We start from the raw sequence: 26809 nt of genomic DNA, 5'->3' as shown, positions 1-26809 counted from the left end.
CAACCCATATCAGGACGGGTCAATCTAAAAGGAACTAATTACTTCTTAATACCTTCGATATGAAGTTCCATATCGACGTAGCTTGAAGCACCCATTACTGGGATGTCAAAGTCAGCAAGCTCTAGGCGAGTGTTGCCAACAAAGCCAGCGCGCTCGCCGCCCCATGGGTCACTGCCAGCACCAACGAATTCAGCCTCAATAGTAATAGGCTTAGTAACACCGTGTAGCGTTAGATCACCAGTTACATCTAGTTTGCCATTGCCTTTATCAACCACTTTTGTGCTCGTAAAGGTTGCTTCACTGTATTTACCAGCATCGATGAAGTCACCACTACGAATGTGTTTGTCACGTTCAGCATGGTTTGAATCTAGGCTGGTTGTATCAACAACAACATTTACTTTTGAGTCAGCAATGTTGTTTTCATCAAAAGAAAAGTCACCAGAAAATGTATTGAAACGACCTTTGATGAAACTGTAACCCAAGTGGCTAACTTTAAAGTTGATTGAAGCGTGAGCACCTTTGGTATCGATGACATAATCTGCAGCTTGCGCACCAAATGGCAGTGCCATAGCGATAGCTAATCCTGTAGCGAAAAGTGACTTTTTCATTTTGAAGCTCCTAACATTTTTCTTAATGTGTTGTCTTTATCGATAAAGTGGTGTTTTAGTGCAGCAATAGCATGTAAGCCTGCAATCAGGATGACTGCCCAAGCTGCATAGAAGTGAATCTCACCTGCAATATCTGATTGGCCTGGGAATAACTCTCCCGCTCCTGGCACGGTGAACCAATTAAACACTTCGATGCCGCGTCCATCAGACGTTGAAATGAGGTAACCTGAAACAAAGATGGTGATCAATAGTAGGTACATGACACCATGCGCTGCTTTAGCAGCAAGCACTTCGTAACGTTTGCCTTCTACCTTTGGTGACGCCGTCACATGTTTCCATACGATGCGTGCCAAAGTTAAAATAGCGAGTAAAATACCGACAGAGCGATGGTAATGCGGCGCAGTTCGATACCATTCGCTGTAATAGCTAAGGTCGACCATCCACAAACCCACTGCAAATAGACCAATAATGCACAGCGCTGATAACCAATGCATCACGCGTGCAGTAAGGTTGTAATTCTTTACCAGTGTATCCATCTCAAGTTCCTAGATATATTCCTAAGTTAATGCTGAGCAAGAAACACTACATTAACCTATTTACGTCATATGAAACAGATTATTTACCATCATTTACATCTAGCCAATGGTACCGTATCTATCAAGTTGTTCGAATTTTTTGAAGGAACTTTAAATCGTTTGTAAAACTGAAACTTACAGCTTAACTTCTTGTTCTATCTCATACAGCTCTTCGGAAACTTCTAACATTCTGCGTTCAACCAGTAACTTAGCATCTTCAACACCCTTGTTATAATAAATTGGTCCTAGTTTTTCTGTAATAAAATCAATTAGAAACTCACTATCGAACTGGCCAATTTCAACATCTAGCTCGTCTTGCATGTAATCTTGAATGGCGGTGGCCAACGCCTCTTTTTGTGCGCGTTCTAGCTTTATCATTTTTTCCCTTTCAAATTTTTGTTCAACTTCTGCTTCTTTCGTGTTGTTCTATGAAAGATTAGACACGGTCATTTGTGAGAAATTTGGTGTTTAGATCAAGAAGTTGCCGAAGTAAATTAGTCTATTCTCAAAAGACTATGCTAACCTTTTGCAGTTCGTTTTGTAATTATTAAGGGATATTCTTTGCTACTCGACCTAGTTATTCAAAGTGTTAATGATTTTCAAGACGACTGTCTTAAGCTGTGTGAAAAGCATTACCCTGCGGTGCATAACCAAGGCATGAGTGAGCATCATCTTGGTCTCGCGTTTTCAAGAAGGATGGAACATACTTTTCGTCACTTTGGATACAACTGCGTGATAAAGCCAATCGAAGTGTTGGAGTCTCCAGACCTTCCCCATCACTATCGAATTTCATCCGACATCGGCACTGTCTGGGTTCTGAGTCACCATATGGTCAGTGCCGGAAAATCTTGCCGGGAAAACTTACTCTCATCAATTACGGAATGGCAGAGTGAATATGGCTATGCCTTACAGCCTAATGACCTACTCTTTTTGGTTTGTGATCATTGGATAAGTCGCAGCAAAACGAGCCGAGAATTGCTTCATTGGTGGATGGGGGAACTACCCGATCAGATCAACGAATACACAGAACAAGGAATCACACTGTACACCAGCGAGTCGCAACTCACGCAATCGTTGGACACTCGATTCGGTATTAGCCCTTGTTACATTAAGTTTGGGCATCCTTTACGGCGTTCGAACAAACAGCAGTTAGTCAGAAAATATTTGCAGTTGTATGCCGTACTGCAATGGTAGCATCAAATTGAAGTGCTGAGATTATCAATTATTTCATCAATTTGTTTGATATCACTCGACAAAACTACCCATCCATTACCATCGTTCTTGCTTGAGTTAATGAGCACACTTAGATTCATTGCCAATGAAATAGAAAAATTAGCGCGATAACGCTGATGTTGAGACATTGATTTAGGTTGTGGTAACAATGATGAGCATCTCGCAACTACTTAGTTGCATCCGGAAAGAAGCCGACGGGCAGTATATTGCGAAATACACGAACTTCACTCTCCGCAGTGTCTTTCAACCCATATATAAGAACGATATTTCCATCGTTGGCCTTGAAGCACTGGTAAGAATTAGCAATGCCAATGGCACCATCGTTAGGCCAGATCAGTTTTTCCAATCCAAAGCGACTCCCACTCAAGATTTGCTCAATGTTGAACGCTTAAGTCGCCTAATCCATATCAAAAATTTCTCTCAGTCTCGCTTTCACACAAAACAATTGTTTCTCAATGTATTACCGGTAGCGGCAGAGATACTAGTTAAAGACATCACTTATAACCGACTGCTAAAACAAACCATTTATGAATCGCATTTGATGAATGAACAAATCGTCATGGAGTTACTTGAATTGAAGGTGGAGGATGAACTCTCTTTGTCTCAAGCTGCTCGGGAGTTAAGTCTTGAAGGATTTAAATTAGCGATTGACGATTATGGCGTCAATGCATCGACAACTGAGCGAGTGAGAAGCGTTTGCCCAGATATAATCAAGATGGATCGCTCTTTATTGCTAAGGTATGAAAACGGTGATTTTAAAGCGCTTAACGATGCATTATCACTCGCAAAAGCGTTATGCTCTAAAACCGTTATCGAAGGAATTGAAACCGAGCATCAACTTCGCTTAATGAAAAAGCTCGGTTTCGATATGTACCAAGGGTACCTACTTGCTATCCCCCAAACGTTAGACGCCTATGAAGAGGCAAAAACAGCCTGACTATGTAAGAGCAAAAGTTTGCGCGGTTTAGCGAGAGCTACGTGATTTACCACGATTCTTATGAATCGCCAATTTTGCTTTTAGCTTACGCTTCTCAGATGAACGACTACGACGACGCCCACCCCCATTTTGTTCAGGCTCAACTTCTTCTACAAGACTTGGTTCGAAACCTGCCAGCCATTCTTGGGGTAAGCGTTGATCAAGCAGATTCTCGATAGCTTGCAACAAGTACTCCTCATCTCTACTCATAAGAGAAACCGCCAAACCTGACTTTCCTGCTCTTCCAGTGCGGCCAATTCGATGGACATAATCTTCTGCTTTGAATGGCATATCAAAGTTCACGACTTGTTCTAGCTCTTGAATGTCTAACCCTCGTGCTGCCACATCGGTTGCAATCAAAGCACGTACCTTACCTTGTTTAAATTCATCCAAAGCTCTTTGGCGGGCACCTTGTGATTTATCGCCGTTGATAGAAACCGCTTTGATGCCATCTAACTTGAGCTCTTTCGCTAACTCATCACTGCCTTGCTTCGTTTTTGTAAATACAAGCACTTGCTGCCAATTCCGCGAGCCAATTAAGTACGCTAGCAATTCACGTTTCCGTTTTTTATCCACTGGATAAACCATTTGTGTTACCGTTTCAGCAGTCGTATTTGCTGGTGAAACTTCGACTTCAACTGGCGATTCCATGAGTTTATACGCTATAGTTTTGATTCGCTTCTCAAATGTCGCAGAGAACAATAGGATCTGTTTCTCAGCAGGCAAACGTCGGAAGATGCGCTGCAAGTCAGGCCAAAATCCCATATCTAACATACGGTCGGCTTCGTCTAACACGAGCATACCGGTTTTAGAGATGTTTACGTTACCATTAAACAGGTGATCCAAAAGGCGGCCTGGCGTGGCAATCAAAATATCAGCGCCCTCTTCTAACTTTCTCTTTTGTACGCCAATGCTTGTACCACCATAAACACACACGATGCGAAGTTCTGTTTCTGCCGAGTACTGATTCAAATTATCAAATACCTGCTGTGCAAGCTCGCGTGTTGGAACCAAAATCAATGCTTGAGGTGTGCCGTTAAGTTTCTTTTGCTGAACGGTTTGTATGATAGGTAAACCAAACGCAGCCGTTTTTCCCGTACCAGTTTGTGCAGCAGCAAGTAAGTTTTTTCCTGCAAGGACGTGTGGAATTGACTTTTCTTGCACTGGTGTTGGCGTCACGATATTTAGATTGCCTAGCGTCTCGATTAGCTTTTGTTCGATGCCTAAATCAGCAAAATTAACAGACATGTGTAACCTCATTATTTTTGGAGCGCAGAGTTTACCAGAGCCCCTAAAGCCATACTACTTTTCTATCTCATTGAGTTGAGTCATTAAGCTGTTGCTGAAAATCATACGACTGGCGCAAAACATCTCGATAAAGTGACGAGAACTTCTCTTCTAATTCGGTGTAATCACTTTCAATCACTTTAAATGTTGTGGTTAAGTCTGCCATTCTAGGACTTCTTTGCGACATCCGATGTAGTGCAAATTCTATATTGTCTAGATCTTGATAGGATTGAAGCCATCGGCCATGCCACATTCTGCTGTGGAGCACCAAAAAACGTGGCGGCAAATGTTCATGAACCTCTCGGTTTACTCTCTCGTATGCCGTTTGGACAAAGTGTTCGAGAGGCACGGAATGAAAGTCGTTCCAGTGTTTTGCGAGGCAATGATCCCAAAACATATCCAAAGCGATAGGTGCAAAACGTCGCGCAACACCAGTGAAATGAGGCTTACATTCGTTGACGATTGGATGATGGTCAGTAATACGGTCAACAAATCTATGTAATCTGATGCCATTTGAGATATCGCGATCATACAGCTTGCTTGGATCTCCTTTTACGAAGTCTCCAAGCAAGTTTCCCAATAAATGGCTGTTACTGTGATCTGCGATATGCAGGTGGGCTAGAAAGTTCATTCAACGCCAGTTTTGGCCTCTAGGGCTTGGTGTGACATGAACCTAGTATAACGTCAATTACGACGAGATGAGAGTGTTCCGCTATTCGGCTTCTTTGTCTGAGCCAACGTATTCCGACAAGATAATGCCAATTTCAAGCGCATCTAGCAGCTCTAGGCTCTCATCGTTTTGGTATTGGTCGCTCATTGTGACCTCCTTTATTTTAAGCTCTCTTGCTTTTACTTGCTGACGGCCTGGCTCTTGCCATATCCACATCAGCAACTCCTTTTTATAGTCTTTATATGACACATTCATGACAGCGAGAAGTAAAGATTTAAAAACCTATGAGCATAATCAAAAGTAAACGATTGCAATTAGATTTCATATCCGCTTAACACTTTAGAGAAATGACTCTTTTATCAACATTCATGTCAATTTAAAGATATAACATACTGTTATAGGCGTCCTTAGATCTCATTTCTTAAACTAAATTTAGTATTCGTTACATATTTTGCTGATTAACTTCGCATATTTTGTTTCGATATAGCAATAGATTTGGTCAATATCTTTTATCTCTAATGGAGCTTTAAATGAGAGAAGTTGAGTTTAGAACGATAGACAGGCTGTTTATCAAGATGTCTATCAACGACAAAATGTGGGTTATATTCCTACTATTTTTAGTAGCCCTCACTTCAGTGGCTGGAAGCCGCTACTTCAATGAAATACAACAATTTGAGCAGCAAGCCATCTCGGCGAGCGAAGCGAAGCTTTCTGGTATCGTTGATGCTCAATCAAACCGCGCTACAGAAATTGACGGCGTATCGAAATCGAACCGCGTAAGCGAGAGTTCTTTTGTCGATGGGTCTGTGACCGCTTATGCCAAGTTGCATTCTGGAGAAGTGATTAAGCTGACTCAAAATGTGTCCACACAATACGAATCGTTAAAATCATCAGCTCTATCGTCACTATTACTCAGCTTCTTATGGGTTATTCCTTTTGCCCTATTCTCTTACTGGGTGGCAACGTTTATCGGAGGAGCTCTGTGGGTTTTATATACAACAACCGAAAAAATTGGTGACGGTGACTTAACCTCTCGTCTTGGTTTCCATCCAGGTCGAGATGAATTCGGTACCATCGGCTGTGCGCTAGACAAGTCTATGGATACCTTAAGTGAACTGGTTAATAGTGTTAAAAATAATGCAACGATGTTGAGCGAGACATCTTCTGCATTCGAAAAAGATATGCAGTTGAGTGAAACCCAGATATCTCATCAATATCAAACGCTTGATTCAGTCGCGACGGCAATGGAAGAAATGACAGCCTCTGCAAAGGAGGTATCAAGTATTTCTCAACAAGCAACGACGCAGTCAGACCAAGATGCCCAGAAGATCGAACTAAGCAGAAGCCGTGTACAAAACGTGATTGGCGAGATAGAGACGTTATCTAGCTATATTGAACAAGCCTCTACGTCAGTAACCAATTTAAACGAGAATACGACGCAGATTAATGACGTGATCACAACGATTAACGCCATTTCAGAACAAACTAATCTGTTGGCACTAAACGCAGCAATCGAAGCAGCCCGTGCTGGTGAACAAGGTCGTGGATTTGCAGTGGTTGCCGATGAAGTACGTACATTAGCAAGCAGAACTCAACAGGCAACAGTAGAGATCCAAGCCATGATTGAGAAGCTTCAAATTGAGAGCCAGAACATTGCTTCAATCACCAACCGAACCGTTCAGCAAGCTCAAACCAGCAGCCAGCTTATTGATGAAATCGGCCATGATGTTACCTCTATTGCCGAGTCAGCACGCTCATTAATGGACATGAGCATTCAGATTTCCACATCTGCTGAAGAACAAAGCGCAGTGGCTAACGATATTGCATCGGAACTTTCAGAAATTCGTAGTCAATCAAGCACAATCAGAGAAGTGGCGGAGCAATCTACCGCTGGCGTCGCTAATCTCACGCAAGCCTCCGTTTCTCTTGGTGAGATATTACAACGCTACCGCACCGCATAACATTGTGGAACTTATGATCAACAAGGGCTCCTTAAGGAGCCCTTTTCTTTAAACCGTGTTCAACTATTACCTTCGATATTTTCTACGACATCCAAGTGGATATTTGAAGTGAATCTCAAGTTCTCGCTGTACCGGATGAAATAATGTTCTTAAACAAAGCGTTCCGCTATGCTTGATCTTGCCAATTCCAATTTGCTGCTGGAAAACAATATGAATAATTACAAAGACACAAAAGACATAGAGAACCTGAATTGCCCACTCTGCCAAGGAGATGAATATCTCATTTCATCGGATGGCGAGAAATTCACATGCGCTGCTTGCGGATTTCATACAAAAAACTTCTCATCTATCCAATGTCTACATCAAACGCCTTACCTACAGTCTAAACTTAAGCACATCCACAGCTTGAGTCCGGTTTGCCATTAGTAGGTCAAACAGAGCAGCCACACAGCTGCTCTTTTAATTCATCTAAATGATGGATGCGAATTACACGCTCGTCATCAACAAGATTGATAGCTTCACCATTAAATAACTGTATCGTTTTTATACCGGCGTTTAGTCCCGCCTCAACTCCTTTAGGCGTGTCATCAATATAAAGACAGTCACTTGGTAAAAAGCCCATGCTCATAGCACTGTACATGATTAAATCGGGCTCAGGCTTCCAACTATTCGCATCGAATGCCGAGAACACTTTCCCTCGGAAAGCATCGAGTAAACCGGTTAACTCCAAAGCGTATTCAATTTTATCTTTAGGTCCATTAGACGCCACACAATATTCGATATTATGCGAATCCAAAAACTGAATTAATCGTTTTGCGCCATCCATCGGCTGTAAGTGACGCACAAAAAGAGACTGGACTTCTTCTCGGTATTGCGGCTCTAAAACATCAATTGGGACTTTGATATCTTTCAATTCTTTAGTATCTAAAAGGATGTCAGCGAGCTTTCCTCCTTTAAAGTGAGAAACGCACTCTTCCATCGTTAACTCAGCCCCATGCTGGTTAAATACATTGACGAGCGCTTGGCAACACAGTCTTTCGCTGTCGACCAACGTACCATCACAGTCAAATATCACGCACTTAATATTGGTAATTGCCATAGCCATCTCCAGACGTCTTAAAGGCTCAAGCCCAAGCTGATTTTAAGAATGTTTGGATTAATCTTATTTGAGTTTGGGATTGTTGAAACGACGAGCTTGGCATTTCATGGAAATAGAAGGGAGCAATTACAGTTTTTCTAAGCAAGATCACCCAACGTCATCTTGCTTTACTTTTTATGCACATTGATGTGTAAGTTAGTTTTCGATAACCACTGAGTCTAACAGTTTTTGCTCGGTGCTTAGTCTTTTAGCCAGATCAGCCACAAACGAGCTTTTGTATTTTGATTCAGAAACAGCAACATCAGAGATGAGTGTATTTCCTTCGAGATGGCTAACAATAGCAGCACCAATTGGGACTCCAGATTTAAAACCAACATATAATTCAAAATCTGGCGTGAGGATAATCTGTGTCAGATATTCAATGATCATATCTTTATCATACTGCTGTTCCCAGCGCTGAGATTGCAAGATAGAGAACATAATGGTCAGTCGATGAAAATCGACCAGAAAAATATCGTCGGGGTTAAATTCAGAGTCACTTTCCAGTAGTGTGTCTTTGTCGACTACTTGATACGTTGCTTTTTCTAGCGTTTTGAAATAGACATCGCGCCCTTTCAAACTCTCTGGTGTCGGAAATTCAACTTCGACCAGATCATACAGCCATGTATTTTTACGCTCGATACTGGCTAACTGTTGTTCATTCATCTTGATACCTTCGTTTAGAGCAGTACATTAGCATGAAGCCCGCAACAAACCTAGCGCACATAGACCTTTCCGTGGCTAAATTTTGTTTTAGGTGCAAACCTCTGATAGATTTCATCAATATCTTTCCTAGTTAAGGACAAAAATAATGAAAAAGATGCTGTTAAGTGCATTGCTTGCTACTACTCTAGTTGGTTGTTCAGATAACGATGTTGCTGACGTGGGGCTCGGTTGGTTTACTTTGAAAGACATCAAAGTCGGTGAGTTGAAAGACGAGGTGGTAACAGGTGTCACATGTCACATCGCCTCTATCGAAGCGGATTTCAGCTTAGCAGATCCAAGTGATAGCTCAATATCATGTCGTCAGACTGGCGAAATCACACCGGAAATGATTGCAAAAATAGATAAGAGTAAGTCCGGTGAAATTGTATTTAAGAAGTCAAAAAGCATTTTCTTCAAAACAATGAAGGTTCGCCGTATTTATGATGCCGATAACCAAACCTTACTCTACTTGTCTTATACAACAAAAGAGACCGATGGTAGTTTTAAGCATAGCCTTTCGACAGTCCCACTTTGGGGTACCAAGGCTTACGTTGAGCCAACTGAAGTGAAAAAGTAACGCGGGTAAATTTAGTTAGCGCGGAGCAGGCTCTTTCCGGGCGCTGCTGAGCAACAAGTTTAAAAAACAACCCATTACAATACGACAAGCGTCATAAATTGCAGCTGCTTTGGTTGCTATTTACTCAGCTCGCTGATTTTTTCAGCGAGCTGACTTCTTTGTAATAAATCGCCACGATTTTCATTTTTTTGTGATACAATCCCGCCTCTTTTTTTTCTCACTCAAGAACAAGCATGAAGTTTCCTGGTCAGCGTAAATCTAAACACTACTTCCCAACTCACGCTCGAGATCCATTAGTAAACCAAATCCGACAGGCACCTAAGCTATATCGCCCAACTATTGTTGGTGTCGGTCAAACCATTGTAGATATCGAAGCACGTGTAGATGACGCGTTTTTAGAGAAATACAACCTGAGTAAAGGACATTCGCTCGTTCTTGAAGAAAGCAAAGCAGATGCACTTTACGAAGAACTGGTTGAACAAGGCCTGATCACACACCAATACCCAGGTGACACGATTGGCAATACTCTTCACAACTACTCAGTTTTAGCCGACAGCAAATCCGTTTTGCTCGGTGTGATGTCTAAGAACATTCAAGTCGGTTCTTTTGCTTATCGCTACCTTTGTCGTACGTCTTCACGCATGAACCTTAACCATTTACAAACGGTAGATGGCCCTATTGGTCGCTGCTACACCCTAATTTCTCAAGACGGTGAGCGTACATTTGCTATCAACGAAGGTCATATGAATCAACTACTTCCGGAAAGCATTCCTGAAGAGATCTTTGAGAAAGCATCAGCCCTGGTTGTTTCTTCTTACCTAATGCGTGGTAAAGAAGAAGATCCAATGCCTAAAGCGGTACAAAGAGCGATCGACTTTGCTAAGAAGCACGATGTCCCTGTTGTACTTACGTTAGGGACGAAGTACGTTATCGAAGGTAACGCACAGTGGTGGCAAGAATACATTCGCGAAAACATTTCTGTTGTCGCTATGAATGAAGAAGAAGGTGCGGCGCTAACAGGTGAAACAGAGCCGCTAGCAGCTGCTGATAAAGCACTTGAATGGGTTGATCTCGTACTTTGTACGGCAGGACCAAATGGTCTGTACATGGCTGGTTACACCGACGAGAAAGTAAAACGAGAAACCACACACGACATCCTTGAAAGCTCCCTCGAAGCCTTTAACCAGTACGAGTTTAGTCGTGCGATGCGTAAAGAAGACTGTCAAAACCCAATGAAGGTCTACTCTCACATCGGCCCTTACCTTGGTGGACCATTAGAGATTAAGAACACTAATGGTGCAGGTGATGCAGCCCTTTCAGCCTTACTGCATGACATGGCAGCAAACTCTTTCCACCAAAAAGAAGTGCCTAACTCAGAAAAGCACGAAGTACGATGCTTAACCTACTCCTCTCTTTCTCAGATTTGTAAATACGCAAACCGAGTAAGCTATGAAGTGTTGACGCAGCACTCTCCTCGCCTATCGCGAGCGCTTCCTGAACGAGAAGATAGCTTAGAAGAGACTTATTGGGATCGTTAAAACGACAGCTTTAAAGCTGAAAATATATCAAGGTCACCATTTGGTGGCCTTTTTGTTTTTATCTAGCACTGTAACGAGTAGATTTTGTTAGTATGTCGCACAATACGAAGCAGTAAACTCTTTACAAGCCTAACCGAAACAGTACCATCACCAAGCAGACCTTTGCCTCACAATAATACTCGTTATAACTCAGGTAGTTTTTCAACGCTACCTGTGTGCCACTTTGGGGATTCTCCATGCAGTCAGATATCGAAATTTGCCGAAACACACCACTTTCTTCTATTGATGTTATCGCGGAAAAAGTAGGACTATCACCCGAAGAGTATGACACTCACGGGAAGCACAAAGCCAAAGTCCACCCAAAATGTTTGGAACGACTCAAAGCAAATGATGACGGTAAACTTGTACTCGTCACTGCGATCACGCCGACTCCTCTTGGCGAAGGAAAAACCGTTACGACGATAGGCCTGGCGCAAGGTTTAGCAAAGCTTAATCAATCTGTTATTGCATGTATAAGGCAGCCTTCGATGGGACCTGTCTTCGGTATTAAAGGTGGCGCTGCGGGCGGCGGTTACTCTCAAGTAGCTCCAATGGAAGAGTTAAACTTACACCTTACTGGTGACATTCACGCAGTGACAGCGGCGCACAACCTTGCTTCAGCCGCTCTTGACGCTCGCTTGTTCCATGAACAACGCGAGGGTTATGATGCCTTTGAATCACGCACCGGGTTAAGAGCACTTAAAATCGACACGGCCAATATTACTTGGAAACGAGTGATGGACCATAATGATCGTACACTACGTAAAGTCAAAATTGGCCTCAATGATGCGGGAAAAACCATCAATGGTTTCGAGCGTGATGAAGGGTTCGATATTTCAGCCGCTTCCGAGTTAATGGCTATCATTGCACTAGCCAAAGATTTAAAAGATTTACGCCAACGTATCGGGAAAATTGTCGTAGCGTACGATTTGAACGGAAATCCCGTCACTACGGAAGATCTACAAGTTGCAGGAGCAATGGCAGTAACACTAAAAGAGGCGATTGCACCAACACTGATGCAAACTCTAGAAGGTGTTCCTACGTTGATCCATGCAGGTCCATTTGCAAACATCGCCCATGGAAATTCATCCATTATCGCGGACGATATTGCGCTAAAACTATCAGGTTACACGGTAACTGAAGCCGGTTTTGGTTCGGATATGGGATTTGAGAAAGCGTGTAACATTAAAGCTGCTGCCGCCAACAAAGCTCCAGACTGTGTAGTGATCGTAGCAACATTACGCGGCCTCAAAGCGAATTCTGGACACTACGATTTACGGCCAGGTATGGCTATTCCAGATTCCATTTTTAATCCGGACCAAGCAGCATTGGAGGCTGGGTTTGAAAATTTAAAATGGCACATAAATAACGTTCATAAATACGGTTTACCTGCTGTCGTTGCCATTAACCAGTTTCCACAAGATTGTGTGAAAGAGCTTAAAGCTCTTGAAGATCTAATTCACCAATTTAATCCCGAAGTTAAAGTAGCCATCAGCACCGCTTTTTCGCAAGGCGGACAAGGCGCAACGGAACTAGCTCAACATGTTATTGATGCGTGTAACACGCCTGTAGAGTTTTGTCCGTTATACAACAAAGAGCAATCATTACTCGAAAAGCTCATGGCAGTATGTGAAGCGGGCTATGGAGCAACCAATATAGAAATGACTCCTATCGCGACTGAACAGCTCAAACATTTTGAGCAATTAGGCTTTAACAACTTAGCGGTTTGCATCGCGAAGACACCACTATCGATAACCACAGACTCCGCAGTCAAAGGCGCACCAACTGGTTTTACCGTCCCAATCCGCGAGCTGCGCTTGTGTGCGGGCGCAGGATTCGTTTATGCATTATCTGGTACCGTGATGACGATGCCAGGCTTACCTGATAAACCCGCATTTATGAATTTAGATCTTGATGATGAAGGAAATATCGTCGGTCTCTCTTAGTGCAGTGATAACGTATCGCTATCAGTGAAGTGAGCATATTGTGAGTGGTCTACTTACCTATCCACTCACTCTCAACAACTGTGAAAAGAGTTATCTCAGGCCTTCTACTCTTGAATCGTTGATACAAAGCTCTCCTGCCTTACATCAACGCGCCTGTTTTACACCTTTAGAGTTAAGACGCTAACCCTAAGCCTTGTTTAGCCATAGTTATTAAGCTAGAAAACCCTATTTATCTTCTTGTTTTGTCGCCACTTTACATTGTAAATCCATACTTGTTGACTTCTCCTTTCTACAATTTTGCGCCAATTTGATGCACGGGTTATTTAGCACTTCACTAATATGGTGCAGTTGTCTTACAGTGAAATTTTAACCTCCTTGATTTTTAAGGAGATATTCTATGGCTCGATTCTTGTAGTAGACTTTTCACTAATAAGCACATTAGCACATGCTTTTCAAAACCTCTGCGTTGCATACCACCTCCTTCAGGTTAGCACCGTTTTGATGCATGTCAGAAAAGGGAAAGGGAATACTATGGAAGACGCACTCGCCGTAATTTTAGCAGGAGGGATGGGGTCTAGACTCAGCCCACTCACCGATGACAGAACCAAGCCAGCCGTACCTTTTGGCGGAAAATATAGAATTATAGATTTCACACTAACCAATTGTTTACATTCGGGTTTACGCAAGATCCTTGTTTTAACCCAATATAAATCTCATTCACTTCAAAAACACTTACGAGACGGCTGGTCGATATTCAATCCAGAGCTAGGCGAGTACATCACTGCTGTTCCACCACAAATGCGCAAAGGTGGTGCATGGTATGAAGGAACCGCCGATGCGATTTATCACAACATGTGGTTGCTATCGCGAAATGATGCAAAGTATGTGGTTGTGTTATCTGGCGATCATATCTATCGAATGGACTACGCCGCAATGCTTGAAGAGCATAAAGAGAAAGGTGCTAAGCTCACCGTTGCCTGTATGGATGTTCCCGTAGAGGATGCTTCAGCATTCGGTGTAATGGGCACCGCAGAAAACGGGCTCGTTACTTCGTTTATAGAGAAACCTGAAACCCCACCTACTCTTCCTGGAAGCGCGACCAGAAGCCTTGTTTCTATGGGAATATATATCTTTGATATGGATGTTTTGAAAGAAGCGCTTGAAGAAGACTCAAAACTCGATTCATCAAGCCATGACTTCGGAAAAGACATCATACCTAAGCTGATTGATACCGAATCCGTTTACGCTTATCAATTCTGTGGCAGTAAAGGGCGCGTCGATAAAGATTGCTATTGGCGCGACGTGGGTACCATTGATTCCTTCTATGAAGCGAATATGGATCTACTAGAACCTGTGCCGCCAATGAACCTTTATCAGTCTAATTGGGCGATTCGTACTTACGAGCCGCAGTTTCCACCAGCTCGTACTGTATCGTCGGCTACGGGTAATGAAGGCATTTTTATTAACTCCATCATTGCTACCGGTGTCATCAATTCCGGAGGCTCAGTACAGCACTCCATTATTTCCTCTAATGTACGCATTCAAGATAGTGCAACGGTAGTCGATTCCATCATTTTTGATGACGTAGAAGTCGGTGAAGGAAGTCAGTTGGTCAACTGCATAGTTGATAAACATGTTCGTATTCCGCCACATACTCAAATTGGCATCAACAAACTTGAAGATGCGAAGCGATTTAAAATCTCAGACAAAGGTATTGTCGTCATACCTGAAAGTTACCAATTCGATTAAACGACAAACTATCACAACAAAAAAGCGCACGATAATCATCGTGCGCTTTTGTTTAAGTGCCTGTAAACATTAGGCTATAACAAGTAATCCATAATAATTAGATGTTACATACCGTTGACCAGCTACCATCTGTACCCGGTTCAGCCGCTGTCCACCAGTTCGCTTGGTAAACCACACCGTTGTGGATGATCTTATCACCTTGGTTAGCGTGGCTTGGATTACCTGCCCAATCCGTTTGTGGCAGAGCTGGGTATGTCACTAAACCTGTCGTATCACACGTACCTGGTTCAGTGGTACCACCACCCGTGCCCGCATTGAGATCACCAATTGGTAGATCTGGCTGTTCAAACTTAAACGCAAACTCTTTACCACCAGAAATCACTGAGTAGTTAGCAGGACCAGAGATTGGTAGATAGTAAACCATATCAAGCTCGTAAGTGCCGCCCGCTGGCAAGTCTTTCCATGCTGGTAGAGAGAACGACACACGGTGCATTACGCCATCTAAGCCACCAATGTTGTTTGCTCGAGTATGTCCAGAAGCAATCACTTTCAAACCACCACCTGATTGGTCTTTCGCATTGTCCGGCGCAGATACTGGGATATCGAATTGGAATTCAGTACCGCCAGGGATCGCTTGACCAGTGTTATTTGTAAACGTGATTTTCGGGTTAATTGGGTAGTTTTGGTCGCCAACTTTGAAGCCGCCAACACTAACAGTAATGTCTACTGCTTCAGTTGGTGTTGGACCAGTAGCTACTTTGTTACCGTAAGGCGTCGCAGACTTAAACTTGTCGTAGATAGCTTTGGTCATAGTGTTACCCATGTGGTATTCACCATTACCCGCCGCACAAGCTTGTTCAGTGGCATCTACTGCCGTACGATTACCATTTGCATCCAGTACGTAACAGTTGTAGTCACCGGCTAGTTCCCAGAACATGATACCGCCGATCTCTTTATCGATAACGTAATCGGCTTTCACCTCGATAGAAGCTTTATCTTCCGTAGATAGGAATACGCTCTTCTCTGCGTTCCACAACCAAGGTGCCACAGCAACGCTATCGTAATGACGGGTATAAGTACCAACAAACTTATCTGAAGGATCGTTGACAGGGTCGAGACCGTAAGCAGCTGCGTAAGAGCCCCAAATACCGTTTTCTAGGTTCTTAGCATGCCACATTGGGTTAGAACCAGCGCCCATTTCGTTTCCTTTAGGGTCGGTATCATGCCACATGTTGTCGATACCAATAGCACCGTGACCACAGTTGTTCTTCTCACCTTCACCTGTGCCCGGTTGGCACTCTGCTTGGTTTGGTAGTGCCGCTCGGCCCCAAAGGCCATTTTCGCCACCAGTAACACCTTGCCAACCACGGGTGTAGTAAGGAACACCAATGTTGATACGACCTGCTGGCATAGAACCACGGAAGTAATGGTAAGCCCAGTCTGTGTTCAAGTAACCGATACCACCGTATGCAGCAGTGCCGTATACGTTCCACTGCGCTAGCTCAGAGTCTTTACCTGTATCGAATAAAGCCGCGTTATGACCAACGTGATCATTCCAAGCCCCATGCAAGTCGTAAGACATGATGTTTACGTAGTCTAGGTACTTAGTTACATCGAAGGTTTCCATCCCACGTAGCAAGTAACCTGAAGATGGTGCTGCGATAGTCAGCATATAATGAATACCATCTTGCGCGGATGCCACATCAAGTTTCTCACGCAATACTTTCATCAGCTCTTGGTAAGACGCCCATAAATACTGACGACGTGGTTCCATGAAGTCTTTGTCGTAAGGGTTACCAGCACCAGCCATTGACGTCGGGTATTCATAGTCGATATCCAGGCCATCGAACTTGTACTGACGCATCATTTCAACGGCTGAAGTTGCGAATTTCTCAATACCAGCATGATTAATAGAACCGTCCGCATTCGTCGTCATGGTGTAGAAGCCACCATCAGCTACACGATCGCCGTTCGTATCGAAGTGACCGCCCGTTTCAGCCCAACCACCAATCGAGATTAGCGTTTTAACATCATGTTTTTGCTTGTAAGTTGCTAGTGCACCAAAATGACCTTTAAAACCAAGAGCAGGATCTACCTCAACGCCTGGCCAAGTTTTGCCTGTAGCAGGGTTGTTTGGATCATTAACGTCGCCAACGTTTACTTTGCCGTCAGAACCAATGCTCACAAACGCGTAGTTAATGTGAGTAAGTTGTTCCCAAGGAATGTCTTTAACAAGGTAAGTCGATTGTGGGTCGTCACCTGCTCGCCAACTGGTGAAGTAGCCGATTACACGACGTGGGTGATCAGCCCCCATTTTCTCACGGCCTTCTTCGTCATAAATAGAACAGTAAGGAACATCTACACCCGTTGTTTGATAAAGACCATCAGGACGACAATTAGATGTCACTGCGCCGCCGTTTACCGTTAACGTTGCAAGTGCAGAATCTGCTGTTGCTCCAGCATCATCGGTTGCTTTCGCATAAACACTTAATGAGCCAGCTTGTGAAGGGGTTACATCCAGCGTGTATGGCGCTGTTGTAGCAGTGCCAGCAAGCACACCTGCAACATAAAAATCAACTTTAGCAACGGTACCATCCGCATCCGTAGCATTTGCAGTCAGTGTTACGGAACCACCCAGGTCAATAGAGTTCGCAGAAAGCACGACATCCACTGTCGGCGCTTCATTACCAGGTTGCGCTGATGCCACAGTTAACGTCACAACACTTGCCGTACTAACGGCACCTGCATCGTCATAGGCCTTGGTAGAGAACTCGTGCTGTCCTTCAGTTGCTGTCCACGATGCAGCATACGGCGCAGACGTTGCCTGACCAACTAATACACCATCAACAAAGAACTCTACTTTGCTAACAGTCCCATCAGTATCTGCCGCATCTGCAGCTAGGTTAACAACATCACCCGCAGTCACAGAAGCCGACGCAGAAGGCGATGTCAGAGTAACCGTCGGGACTTCATTCTGAGGTGGATCAACCGGTCCAGTGCCATCACAAGCGCCAAGTGTTTCCCACTCGCCCCACTCACCAGATTGCGCTGGATTGTTGTTTTGCGTCCAGTAACGCGCTTTATAAGCATTACCTTCATGCTGAACTTGGTCGCCACCGTTATAAACTTTTGATGATTGCCAAGTTTCTAGAGGGGCACAGTCAACTGCTGCGTAGCTATTGAAGGCCATAAGACAAGAAGCGGTGAGTGTGCTTAGTGTGAACACGTTTTTCACTGCGTTGCCGTTGTTAAGGTGCATAATCGCTCTTCCTTAAGTTATTGTTAAAACAATACTAAATGCGCTAAACGAAACGCATCTATACTTTTATTTCGACGTAAAATAACTTAAGTACAAGTTGGTGATTTCACACTATCTATTTACGAGTTTTCCACACCGCCTCGCAACAATCCACTAAATGATTGCAACAACGTACCTATTATTTGGCACCAGTAACTAATTTTATAACTCAAATAAATATGTCACTCGCAAATTAATAAAAAAGGTAAAAAAAGTCGCCATTTTGAAATAAAGATCACTAAGCCTTTGTTGACCTTGGCGTTTCATTAAAATGCCGCTTGTACTCGCGACTAAACTGTGATGGGCTCGTGTACCCGACCATTCTCGCTGCATCATTAACACGTCGCCCCTCTAACTGGATCAATTCGCGCGCTTTGTTAAGTCGAACTTTCTTAATATATTGCAACGGAGATTCAAGCGTGACATTGCGAAATGCTTGATGGAAAGCAGACACACTCATGTTGGCTTCTTCAGCCAATGCTTGTACGTTCAACTGTTCATGATACGCTTGATGTACACGATTTAGTGCTTTAGCGACCCTCGCGTAAGAACCTTCTTGATGTGCTAGGTCAAATAAAACATACCCCTCTTTGCTCACCAAAGTACGATACACAATTTCCTCAAGAAGCAGCTCGCCAAGCATGATAACATCAAGCTCGTCACACATTGCTTTCATTAACCGCTTGCACGCATCCAACATACCTTCATTCATACGTACCGACTTAAGGCCGCAACGGGTAGCATCCAGACACTTATTACTGAATTTCTCAGCCTCTAATTTTTTAACGAGTTTATGAAGAAGCGTTGGCGAAATATCTATCGAAATGCCAAGTAAAGGCTCATTGTTTGTCGCAAACGCTTCGCACTCTAGTGGCATGGGAACCCCGACAACAAGGTAATCATCGGGCCCATATTGCACTGGTGTATCACCAATATGAATGTTCTTATGCCCTTGACCCAAGACGATGATGCCGGACTGATAGACAAACGGCTGGCGATGATTCCCTTTGCTACTGCGATAAAACCATACGCCATCTATCGCTGTTTTCTTCATACCTTCTAGGTCATGCAGCCCCTGCTTTTCAACATATTGCTGCATGATATCTGCGAGAGTGTGCATTAGAGCGCTCCATCAATGACCAACGAGTTTGGTCTCTATTATCGTTTCGAGCACTATACTTCCTCTCGACTTTAACTTTCTAGCTCAAGAGCATCAATTTTGTAGAAATAGGCAAATTATTTGCAGAAATCGACCTGTTAACCATCGTTAATCAGGACTAATATGCATGTATTCAATCTCCTTCACTGGAAGCAAGAGGGCTAATAATGAACTTTTCTTATGTAAACCCAACCAAGATTTTCTTTGGTCAAAAACAAATCGCAGCAATCAAAGAAGCTATCCCATCCGACCAAAAAGTTTTAGTGGTATACGGTGGTGGCTCCATCAAAAAAAATGGCGTGTACGACCAAGTAGCAGAAGCTCTTGAGGGACATGAATGGCTAGAGTTTTCAGGTGTTGAACCAAACCCAACCAAAGAAACACTCGATAAAGCAGTCGCAATGGTAAAAGAGCATGGCGTTGACTTTATTTTAGCGGTAGGTGGTGGTTCAGTCATCGATGGCTCCAAATACGTAGCAGCGGCATCAAAGTATGATGGTGATGGTTGGGATATCATGATTGGTAAGCACCAAGTCACTGAAGCGACGCCTCTAGCTGCAATTTTGACATTGCCAGCAACAGGCTCAGAGTCAAACATGGGCGCAGTTATCACTAAAAAAGAAACTCAAGACAAACTTCCGTTCATGTCTCCAGCAGTGCAGCCAAAATTTGCCGTGTTAGACCCAGATGTAATGAAAACACTGCCAGAACGCCAGCTTATCAACGGCATTGTTGACGCATGGGTGCACGTATGTGAGCAATACTTGACGCTTCCTACCGGTGCAATGGTTCAAGATGGTTACGCAGAAACACTGCTGAAAACTTTAAAAACACTCGGAGAACAGTTTACGGAACGAGACGACGATATGTGGCGCGCAAACTTAATGTGGTCTGCTAACCAAGCATTGAATGGGTTAATTGGTAGTGGCGTTCCACAAGACTGGGCAACACATATGATCGGCCATGAATTAACGGCTCTATGGGGCGTTGATCATGCGCGTTCTCTTGCAATTGTCCAACCGTCGTTACTTCGTAACCAAATGCAGTTTAAGCGCCCTAAGTTAGAACAAATGGGTCGCAACGTATTTGGTCTTGAAGCAGGTGAGGATTTAGCAGAGCGCACAATCGAAGCTATCGAAGCGTTTTATCATCAACTTGATGTCGCAACTAAGCTCGAAAACTATGGTGAGAGCCGTGAACAAGCTATCGATGCCATCATTGATCAACTAAACAAACACGGCATGACTGTTTTAGGTGAAAACCAGGCGATCACACTTGAACGTAGCCGAGAAATCTTAGAGTTAGCTGTCTCATAACTGCAACAATTCTTCACTGCCCTTCCTAGGGTTTAACGGTATTGTGACTTAACAGTCACAATACCGTTTTTTTATGCTATTTTGTAAGCCACATCACGTTCAAAACGAGGAGGCTTCTAAAAACAACGATTCCCTCCAGACAAAAAATCGGCCGTGTTGGTTAGTAAAGAGACAACTGTCCAGCTTTACACAAATAAAAATAATTGAGATCAAAGAACGAGTTAACTCGTTAATTAAGTTTTGATTTGTTGTAGTGATGTACTACATAATTTTGTCTGTTCGAGAAAACACTTTATGTGGCTAGTTGTTGTCGTATTAGCATTCATACATATCATCAGTATCCGTAAAGGCTCTAAATGGCTCTTTTACGTTTCTAAACCATTACCAGTGCTCTGTATGCTTGGTATTTTAATTCAGTCCCCGGCTTACCCAATGCCATATGCGCATTGGATTTTGATTGGCTTATCGCTCTCGTTGCTTGGTGACGTGTTATTAATGCTCCCTAGAGACAAGTTCATTACAGGATTAGTGCTCTTTTGCTCTGCCCATCTCTCCTATAGTTATGGTTTTGCCATCATGTCAGCGTGGCATTTTACACCTTGGCTCCCAATTGCCTTGTTCGGACTCGGTATATGCGTCTACTGGTTGTTCCGACCGGATCTCGGTAAAGAAAAACGGCCAGTTGCTAGTTATATATTGGTACTGATGACTATGTGCTGGGCTTCGATCGAGTATTATTTGAGTGGGAAAACACAATCCTCCTCTTTTGCAGTGCTCGGAAGCTTTATCTTTATTATCTCTGGCATCGTATTGGCTTTCGAACGCTTTGGAGGACGGTCAATATTTTCACGACAAGTTGTCATGGTGACCTACTATTCTGCACAGACACTAATGGTTATGTCTGTTGTTGCGATTGTTGTTCGTTATCCGTATCTCGTTGAACTGAGTTAGTCATACTCTAGACTGCACCAACATTAAAGAAACATGGATGTATCTTGTAAGCGATCTGAATAGAGTCTTAAAATCATCGCCTAAACATTAGCTTATTCTTAATGAAATTACGCGCACAACTTGCTATTGTAAAAGGATATTTTTCCGTTATAGCGTGCCCCTTTGAAAGAGAATACTCCCGTCGTTGAGTTTAGCGACGTAAATAAGTGGTATGGCGATTACCACGCTCTAAAAGACATCAACTTCTCCGTGCATTCTGGCGAGATCGTCGTGGTGTGTGGCCCTTCAGGTTCCGGAAAATCAACGCTCATTCGTTGCATCAATCATCTTGAATCGATTCAAGAAGGCCAGCTTCATGTGTTCGGCCAGCCTTCTCACGCAAAATCTCTCAAGCCCGGTAAAATCGGCATGGTGTTCCAACACTTTCACCTTTTTCCTCATTTGACTGTACTGGAAAACCTCACCTTAGCGCCGATTCGCACACACAAATTATCAAAACAAGAAGCTGAAAAACGCGCAAGACATTACCTAAAGCGAGTCAATATTGAAGAGCAAGCGAGTAAGTATCCTATCCAGCTTTCTGGCGGTCAGCAGCAACGCGTCGCGATTGCCCGCTCCTTGTGTATGGAACCGGATTTACTCCTGTTTGACGAACCGACTTCGGCGCTTGACCCGGAAATGATCAACGAAGTGTTGGATGTCATGGTTGAACTGGCTCAAAGTGGAATGACGATGATTTGCGTCACGCACGAAATGGGATTTGCCAAAAAAGTAGCGAACCGCGTGGTATTTATGGATGAAGGCCAAATCGTGGAAATGAACTCACCGATCGCCTTATTTGAAACACCACAGCATCCACGAACCCAAGCATTTTTGAACCAAATTTTAAGTTACTGATGATAGTTCGCGTAATCAAACCCGTCCTTCAAGCTTTGCTGCAAATGATGCTCCTCTTCATCGCGATTGTGTGGGTGTTGGACTCTGGTGCCGCTGCTATGGGCTATCAATGGCAATGGGAACGCGTACCTGATTACATCGCTTTTTATGAAGATGGGGAATGGTGGCCAGCAGAACTTATCGATGGGTTATTGGTCACGCTAAACATCTCGGGTATTAGTCTATTCTTCACCTTAGTGTTGGGGTTGGTCACCGCGTTACTAAGGCTTAGCGATTCGAAAGTCGGCAATGTTATTGGCACCACTTATGTCGAGGTAATACGCAACACGCCGTTGTTGGTGCAAATCTATTTGCTCTACTTCGTGTTTGGCCCCGTGATTGGTTTGGACCGATTCAGTACCGCCGTTTTGGCATTGTCCCTTTTCCAAGGTGCTTACACTGCAGAAATATTCCGCGCAGGTTTAAACAGTATTCCTAAAGGGCAATTCGAAGCAGCACAAACACTCGGGTTATCACCGTTTTACACTTACAAAGACGTAATTTTGCCCCAGGTTTTACAGCGCACATTACCGCCATTGACCAATGAAGTGGTTTCTTTGATCAAAAACTCTTCCATTGTAAGCGTGATGGCGATTTTTGATTTAACAACACAGGCACGCAACATCGTCTCAGAGACGGCGATGCCGTTCGAAATTTGGTTTACCGTGGCAGCAATTTATCTTGCTCTCACTCTGTCACTTTCTGGCTTGTCTGCATGGCTAGAACACAAACTCGGAGCCAGTTGGCGCAAATTATAAGGAGATAACATGAAGTTATTCAAAGCGACCATTACTGCATTATTAGGGCTAGCCATAGCTATGCCTACAATCGCGAAAGAAGATGTCGCCACACCCAATGTAGATCAAATCAAAGAACGAGGAACTTTGCGCGTTGGTATGTCAACATTTGTACCTTGGGCAATGCGTAACAAGCAAGGTGAGTTAATCGGTTTTGAAATCGATGTTGCCAAACGCTTAGCACAAGATTCAGGTTTGAAAGTGGAATTCGTACCGACTGCGTGGGATGGCATTATTCCCGCACTACTGGCGAAAAAGTTCGACGTGATCATTGGTGGCATGTCTGTTACGCCTGAACGTTCCAAAAGCGTCTTGTTTACTGCGCCCTACTCGCACTCAGGCGTTCAAGTAGCAGCAAACAAAGAACTCGCCTCTGGTTTTAGCGAATTTTCGGATTTTGACTCACGACGCGTAAAAATTGCGGCTCGTCGCGGCGCATTCACCGTTCAAGTAGCCAGAGAAACCTTCCCGAAAGCGAAGATCCTGCAATTTGATGACGACGCGCAAGCGTTCCAAGAGGTGCTGAATGGTAACGCCCACGCGGTCATTGCTTCTAGCCCAAAACCTGAACATGAGACAGTGAAACACAGCGACAAACTATTCCTTCCATTCTCTGAGCGACTATCAAAAGGTAACGAAGCCTTTGCTGTTCGCTTGGGGGAAGAAGATAAAAAAGCCTTTTTCAATAAATGGATTGAAGCAAGAACCCAAGATGGATGGTTAAAACAACGTTATGAATACTGGTTCTCGACATTAGATTGGCAAGATCAAGTCGCGCAAGGCCAGTAATCTAAATGGCTCGTGGACGCCGCGAGCCTATACTTTTGAATCATCTATTTTACTTTTCCATCATCTATCGGAGTTAAATTTTTGGGCGAACACACTACCACTCGCACTGCACCCGCGAAATCCAGCACAGGCTACCTTTTACCGCAATTAAACACACTAGACTGGGTACTACTTGTTATGTGCGGTATCGGTGGTGTTTGGCTGTACCATCGGTCCACTATTGGTGTGCATTATTTGTGGCAGTGGAAAGAGGCGCTTGAATTACTTTTCACGCCTAGAGCAGATGGTGGTTTGCCCTACTTCTTCCAAGGTTTGATTTCGACGTTAAGGCTCAGTATTTGGGGCATCAGCTTCGCATTAGTGTTTGGCACTTTGTTAGGCTTAGCACGCTTCTCTCGTTCCGTTTGGTTGCGCACACCTGCCAATGCGTTTATCCAGTTAGTGAGAAACATCCCTCCGTTGGTGTTTGTTTTTATTTTCTACTTTTTCATATCTAACCAATTGATCCCGTTACTCGGTTTGGAAGATCTTCTACGAAACTACAACGGCGAACCAAATACGCTACAGCACTTTCTGTTTGGGCCTTCGAACCTTTGGGAAAACCTTGCCTCTGGCGTGTTATGTGTCGGCTTACTTTCTTCTGCCTACATTGCAGAAGTTGTGCGCGGTGGCTTACTAAGTATCGACCAAGGTCAGTGGGAAGCGGCTGACTCATTGGGCTTGTCTCGATGGGTGAAATACCGATTTGTTATCGCGCCACAGGTGCTTAAATCAATAACACCTGCACTTGCCGGTCAAACCATCTCTTTGGTGAAAGACACCTCTATTGTTTCACTGATTTCGATACAAGAAATGACGTTTGTTGGGACAGAGATGGCAAATTCATCAGGGTATATATTTGAAATTTGGTTGATTGTCGGCCTCGCTTACTTCTTAATTTGTTTTGGTCTGTCACTTATTTTTCGCCATATTGAAGCAAAATCGGAAGCCATTTCAAATTAACTCAACCGCATATGTAATTAGGCACATTTGATTCTTCAAATCAGAATTGCACCCTGTTACATTGGCAAGATGCTAAATTTTCGGCGTTTTTCATGGAGTTAAAGAATCAATCCGACTACGAGCGATACATAAAACAAGATAATCTTGGTGAATATTACGTAGTTCTCAATCAATTCACTTTTCACAGTGTTTATCAGCCAATTTTTGATAGACGCCAACGTATTATTGGTATGGAAGCCTTACTGCGTATTCGTGGCATTGATGGTTCCCTAATTCGTCCTGACGTGTTTCTGGCCAATAATGGTCTTGATCCCTACTTTCGCTTATGTGTAGAGTTTTTATCTAGAGCAATGCACATTCGAAATTTCGCACGCTATTTCGCAGGGACGCCGATCAAACTGTTTCTTAACGTCATGCCTCAAACGCTACTCACACTAACCAAAGACATGGGCTTTAAAGATAACGGCCTGCTTTACAAACGCCTTTCCGAACTTGGTATGAGCCCATCAGACGTAGTTTTTGAAGTAGTCGAAGAGTCATGCGGAGATACGGATTTATTAATCAAAGCCGTACAGTTAATGAAAGCAAATGGTTTTATCTTTGCTATCGATGATTTTGGCGCCCAACATTCTGATATCGCACGTGTTCAGCAGCTCTGCCCTGACATCATCAAAATCGATCGTTCCTATTTGCTAGACTACTGCGCCGGAGAAACCTTTTCCATACATAGCGCCGTTGATCTAGCGGATCATATGGGAGCAAAAGTCATTATAGAAGGGGTTGAAGAAGACGTGCAGCTACAAGCTATGTATCAACTTAATTTGGATTATTACCAAGGCTTTTACTTAGGAAAGCCTTGCGCCATTCATCACTGGACAGATCGCCTAAACATCGAGACGACAGTGCATTAACACTGCCCACTTACAGCACAGTGAAACCAAAAAAGCGCCGATATAATATGCTCGGCGCTTTTTAGTTTTACTCAGATGTCACTTATTTAGTTAAGCGTTCATTTCCCTAGAAAAAATCAATAGAATTACGACCGCTCTTCGGATCACGAGTGGCTTGTGGTTTGTCTTCTTTTTTGCCTTTCTTAGCAGACTGAGACAACGCTTCTTTCTGCGCTTTACGCTCTTTATGTGCCGCTTTGCGGCCTGTTGATTTAGGCCCAGAGGCTTTAGGTGACTTACTTTGACGAGACTTATCTTTACGAGAAGACTGCGCTTCTTTTTTCGCTTTCTTTTCTGCTTTTTGCTCTGCCGTTTCAGGTTCGGTTACTGGCGCATCGCAAACCACAACATAATATTCCTGGTTAAACTCGAAAAAGTCACCATCATACATCTTGCGGCGCTTACGTGTTTCTAGTTCACCATTCACCGCGACGTAGCCTTCCTCGATGATATGTTTTGCTTCGCCGCCACCGCTGACCAAGTTTGCGATTTTAAAAAGCTTGTACAGTTCGATTGGATGCGCATCAACATCGATGCCAATCGCTTCGATCTCAATCTCTTCGCCTTCTAAATACTCTTCGTGGTCGTAATCTTGGGTCATGTTACTTA

General features: G+C 43.6%; 25 protein-coding genes. 14 read left to right on the top strand and 11 right to left on the bottom strand.

The window, feature by feature from the left end:
* Positions 1-38: 38 nt before the first annotated feature.
* The 3 genes from IJ23_RS13710 to IJ23_RS13700 all read right to left on the bottom strand — a co-directional run bounded on the left by IJ23_RS13710 (position 39) and on the right by IJ23_RS13700 (position 1561).
* Positions 39-608 carry a YceI family protein gene (locus IJ23_RS13710; RefSeq protein WP_017634178.1) on the bottom strand — a complete coding sequence of 190 codons (570 nt, stop codon included), beginning with the start codon at positions 606-608 and terminating at the stop codon, positions 39-41.
* Complete coding sequence (locus IJ23_RS13705; RefSeq protein WP_025767789.1) at positions 605-1144, bottom strand: cytochrome b; 540 nt, start codon at positions 1142-1144, stop codon at positions 605-607. The genes IJ23_RS13710 and IJ23_RS13705 overlap by 4 nt, the downstream gene beginning before the upstream one ends.
* Before the next feature lie 174 nt (positions 1145-1318).
* Complete coding sequence (locus tag IJ23_RS13700; RefSeq protein ID WP_005390155.1) at positions 1319-1561, bottom strand: DUF2164 domain-containing protein; 243 nt, start codon at positions 1559-1561, stop codon at positions 1319-1321.
* 183 nt (positions 1562-1744) lie between these two features.
* Here IJ23_RS13700 and IJ23_RS13695 point away from each other — a divergent pair, with 183 nt between their 5' ends.
* The gene (locus tag IJ23_RS13695; protein ID WP_033906545.1) at positions 1745-2377 is read left to right on the top strand and encodes a hypothetical protein; all 633 of its coding nucleotides are present in this window, start codon (positions 1745-1747) and stop codon (positions 2375-2377) included.
* A gap of 187 nt (positions 2378-2564) precedes the next feature.
* The gene (locus tag IJ23_RS13690) at positions 2565-3353 is read left to right on the top strand and encodes an EAL domain-containing protein (RefSeq protein ID WP_033906544.1); all 789 of its coding nucleotides are present in this window, start codon (positions 2565-2567) and stop codon (positions 3351-3353) included.
* A 27-nt stretch (positions 3354-3380) separates the two neighbouring features.
* Here IJ23_RS13690 and IJ23_RS13685 read toward each other — a convergent pair whose 3' ends face one another.
* The 3 genes from IJ23_RS13685 to IJ23_RS25425 form a co-directional block, all read right to left on the bottom strand.
* Positions 3381-4640, bottom strand: a complete 1260-nt coding sequence (locus IJ23_RS13685; RefSeq protein ID WP_005376383.1) for a DEAD/DEAH box helicase — start codon at positions 4638-4640, stop codon at positions 3381-3383.
* Positions 4641-4707: 67 nt separating this feature from the next.
* Positions 4708-5310 carry an acyl carrier protein phosphodiesterase gene (locus IJ23_RS13680; RefSeq protein WP_033906543.1) on the bottom strand — a complete coding sequence of 201 codons (603 nt, stop codon included), beginning with the start codon at positions 5308-5310 and terminating at the stop codon, positions 4708-4710.
* Between the two features lie 81 nt (positions 5311-5391).
* Positions 5392-5565: a hypothetical protein gene (locus IJ23_RS25425; RefSeq protein ID WP_162564177.1), complete on the bottom strand. Its 174-nt coding sequence runs from the start codon at positions 5563-5565 to the stop codon at positions 5392-5394.
* Positions 5566-5879: 314 nt separating this feature from the next.
* Here IJ23_RS25425 and IJ23_RS13675 point away from each other — a divergent pair, with 314 nt between their 5' ends.
* On the top strand, positions 5880-7310 hold the full coding sequence (locus tag IJ23_RS13675) for a methyl-accepting chemotaxis protein (RefSeq protein WP_005376380.1): 1431 nt from the start codon (positions 5880-5882) through the stop codon (positions 7308-7310).
* A gap of 430 nt (positions 7311-7740) precedes the next feature.
* On the opposite strand, the gene IJ23_RS13670 is transcribed toward IJ23_RS13675, so the two are convergent.
* Both IJ23_RS13670 and IJ23_RS13665 read right to left on the bottom strand, forming a co-directional pair.
* Positions 7741-8409: an HAD-IA family hydrolase gene (locus IJ23_RS13670; RefSeq protein WP_017820949.1), complete on the bottom strand. Its 669-nt coding sequence runs from the start codon at positions 8407-8409 to the stop codon at positions 7741-7743.
* Between the two features lie 195 nt (positions 8410-8604).
* Positions 8605-9114: a hypothetical protein gene (locus IJ23_RS13665; protein ID WP_005376378.1), complete on the bottom strand. Its 510-nt coding sequence runs from the start codon at positions 9112-9114 to the stop codon at positions 8605-8607.
* A 145-nt stretch (positions 9115-9259) separates the two neighbouring features.
* Between IJ23_RS13665 and IJ23_RS13660 the strand changes: the two genes are divergently transcribed.
* The 4 genes from IJ23_RS13660 (at position 9260) to glgC (ending at position 15002) form a co-directional block, all read left to right on the top strand.
* Positions 9260-9730, top strand: a complete 471-nt coding sequence (locus IJ23_RS13660) for a CreA family protein (RefSeq protein ID WP_005397614.1) — start codon at positions 9260-9262, stop codon at positions 9728-9730.
* Between the two features lie 233 nt (positions 9731-9963).
* Entirely contained in the window at positions 9964-11268 is a 1305-nt protein-coding gene (locus IJ23_RS13655; RefSeq protein WP_005376376.1) for an inosine/guanosine kinase, read from the top strand.
* A gap of 236 nt (positions 11269-11504) precedes the next feature.
* Positions 11505-13253, top strand: a complete 1749-nt coding sequence (locus IJ23_RS13650; protein ID WP_033906542.1) for a formate--tetrahydrofolate ligase — start codon at positions 11505-11507, stop codon at positions 13251-13253.
* A gap of 531 nt (positions 13254-13784) precedes the next feature.
* Positions 13785-15002, top strand: coding sequence for a glucose-1-phosphate adenylyltransferase (glgC, locus tag IJ23_RS13645; RefSeq protein WP_033906540.1), 1218 nt, complete (start codon positions 13785-13787; stop codon positions 15000-15002).
* Positions 15003-15099: 97 nt separating this feature from the next.
* Here glgC and IJ23_RS13640 read toward each other — a convergent pair whose 3' ends face one another.
* Positions 15100-18261: a chitinase C-terminal domain-containing protein gene (locus IJ23_RS13640; RefSeq protein ID WP_033906539.1), complete on the bottom strand. Its 3162-nt coding sequence runs from the start codon at positions 18259-18261 to the stop codon at positions 15100-15102.
* A gap of 277 nt (positions 18262-18538) precedes the next feature.
* Positions 18539-19420, bottom strand: coding sequence for an AraC family transcriptional regulator (locus tag IJ23_RS13635; protein WP_033906538.1), 882 nt, complete (start codon positions 19418-19420; stop codon positions 18539-18541).
* A 206-nt stretch (positions 19421-19626) separates the two neighbouring features.
* Between IJ23_RS13635 and IJ23_RS13630 the strand changes: the two genes are divergently transcribed.
* From IJ23_RS13630 to IJ23_RS13600, 7 genes are all read left to right on the top strand, one after another.
* A complete protein-coding gene (locus IJ23_RS13630; RefSeq protein WP_033906537.1) occupies positions 19627-20775 on the top strand; it encodes an iron-containing alcohol dehydrogenase in 1149 nt (382 codons plus the stop codon).
* A 294-nt stretch (positions 20776-21069) separates the two neighbouring features.
* Positions 21070-21726, top strand: a complete 657-nt coding sequence (locus IJ23_RS13625; RefSeq protein WP_005376394.1) for a lysoplasmalogenase — start codon at positions 21070-21072, stop codon at positions 21724-21726.
* A gap of 162 nt (positions 21727-21888) precedes the next feature.
* The gene (locus IJ23_RS13620; protein WP_033906536.1) at positions 21889-22623 is read left to right on the top strand and encodes an amino acid ABC transporter ATP-binding protein; all 735 of its coding nucleotides are present in this window, start codon (positions 21889-21891) and stop codon (positions 22621-22623) included.
* Positions 22623-23420 carry an amino acid ABC transporter permease gene (locus tag IJ23_RS13615; protein ID WP_033906535.1) on the top strand — a complete coding sequence of 266 codons (798 nt, stop codon included), beginning with the start codon at positions 22623-22625 and terminating at the stop codon, positions 23418-23420. The genes IJ23_RS13620 and IJ23_RS13615 overlap by 1 nt, the downstream gene beginning before the upstream one ends.
* Positions 23421-23429: 9 nt before the next feature.
* On the top strand, positions 23430-24248 hold the full coding sequence (locus IJ23_RS13610) for a transporter substrate-binding domain-containing protein (protein ID WP_033906534.1): 819 nt from the start codon (positions 23430-23432) through the stop codon (positions 24246-24248).
* Between the two features lie 81 nt (positions 24249-24329).
* Complete coding sequence (locus IJ23_RS13605) at positions 24330-25250, top strand: amino acid ABC transporter permease (RefSeq protein ID WP_033906533.1); 921 nt, start codon at positions 24330-24332, stop codon at positions 25248-25250.
* Between the two features lie 92 nt (positions 25251-25342).
* Positions 25343-26161 (top strand): EAL domain-containing protein, encoded by an 819-nt coding sequence (locus tag IJ23_RS13600; protein ID WP_033906532.1) that lies wholly within the window; start codon positions 25343-25345, stop codon positions 26159-26161.
* A 106-nt stretch (positions 26162-26267) separates the two neighbouring features.
* Here IJ23_RS13600 and IJ23_RS13595 read toward each other — a convergent pair whose 3' ends face one another.
* Positions 26268-26801, bottom strand: coding sequence for an RNA-binding S4 domain-containing protein (locus IJ23_RS13595; RefSeq protein WP_005376400.1), 534 nt, complete (start codon positions 26799-26801; stop codon positions 26268-26270).
* Positions 26802-26809 lie beyond the last annotated feature (8 nt).

Source organism: Vibrio sp. OY15 (assembly GCF_000742455.1).
Lineage (GTDB): Bacteria > Pseudomonadota > Gammaproteobacteria > Enterobacterales > Vibrionaceae > Vibrio > Vibrio alginolyticus.
This window is presented reverse-complemented; position numbering and strand designations above follow the sequence as displayed.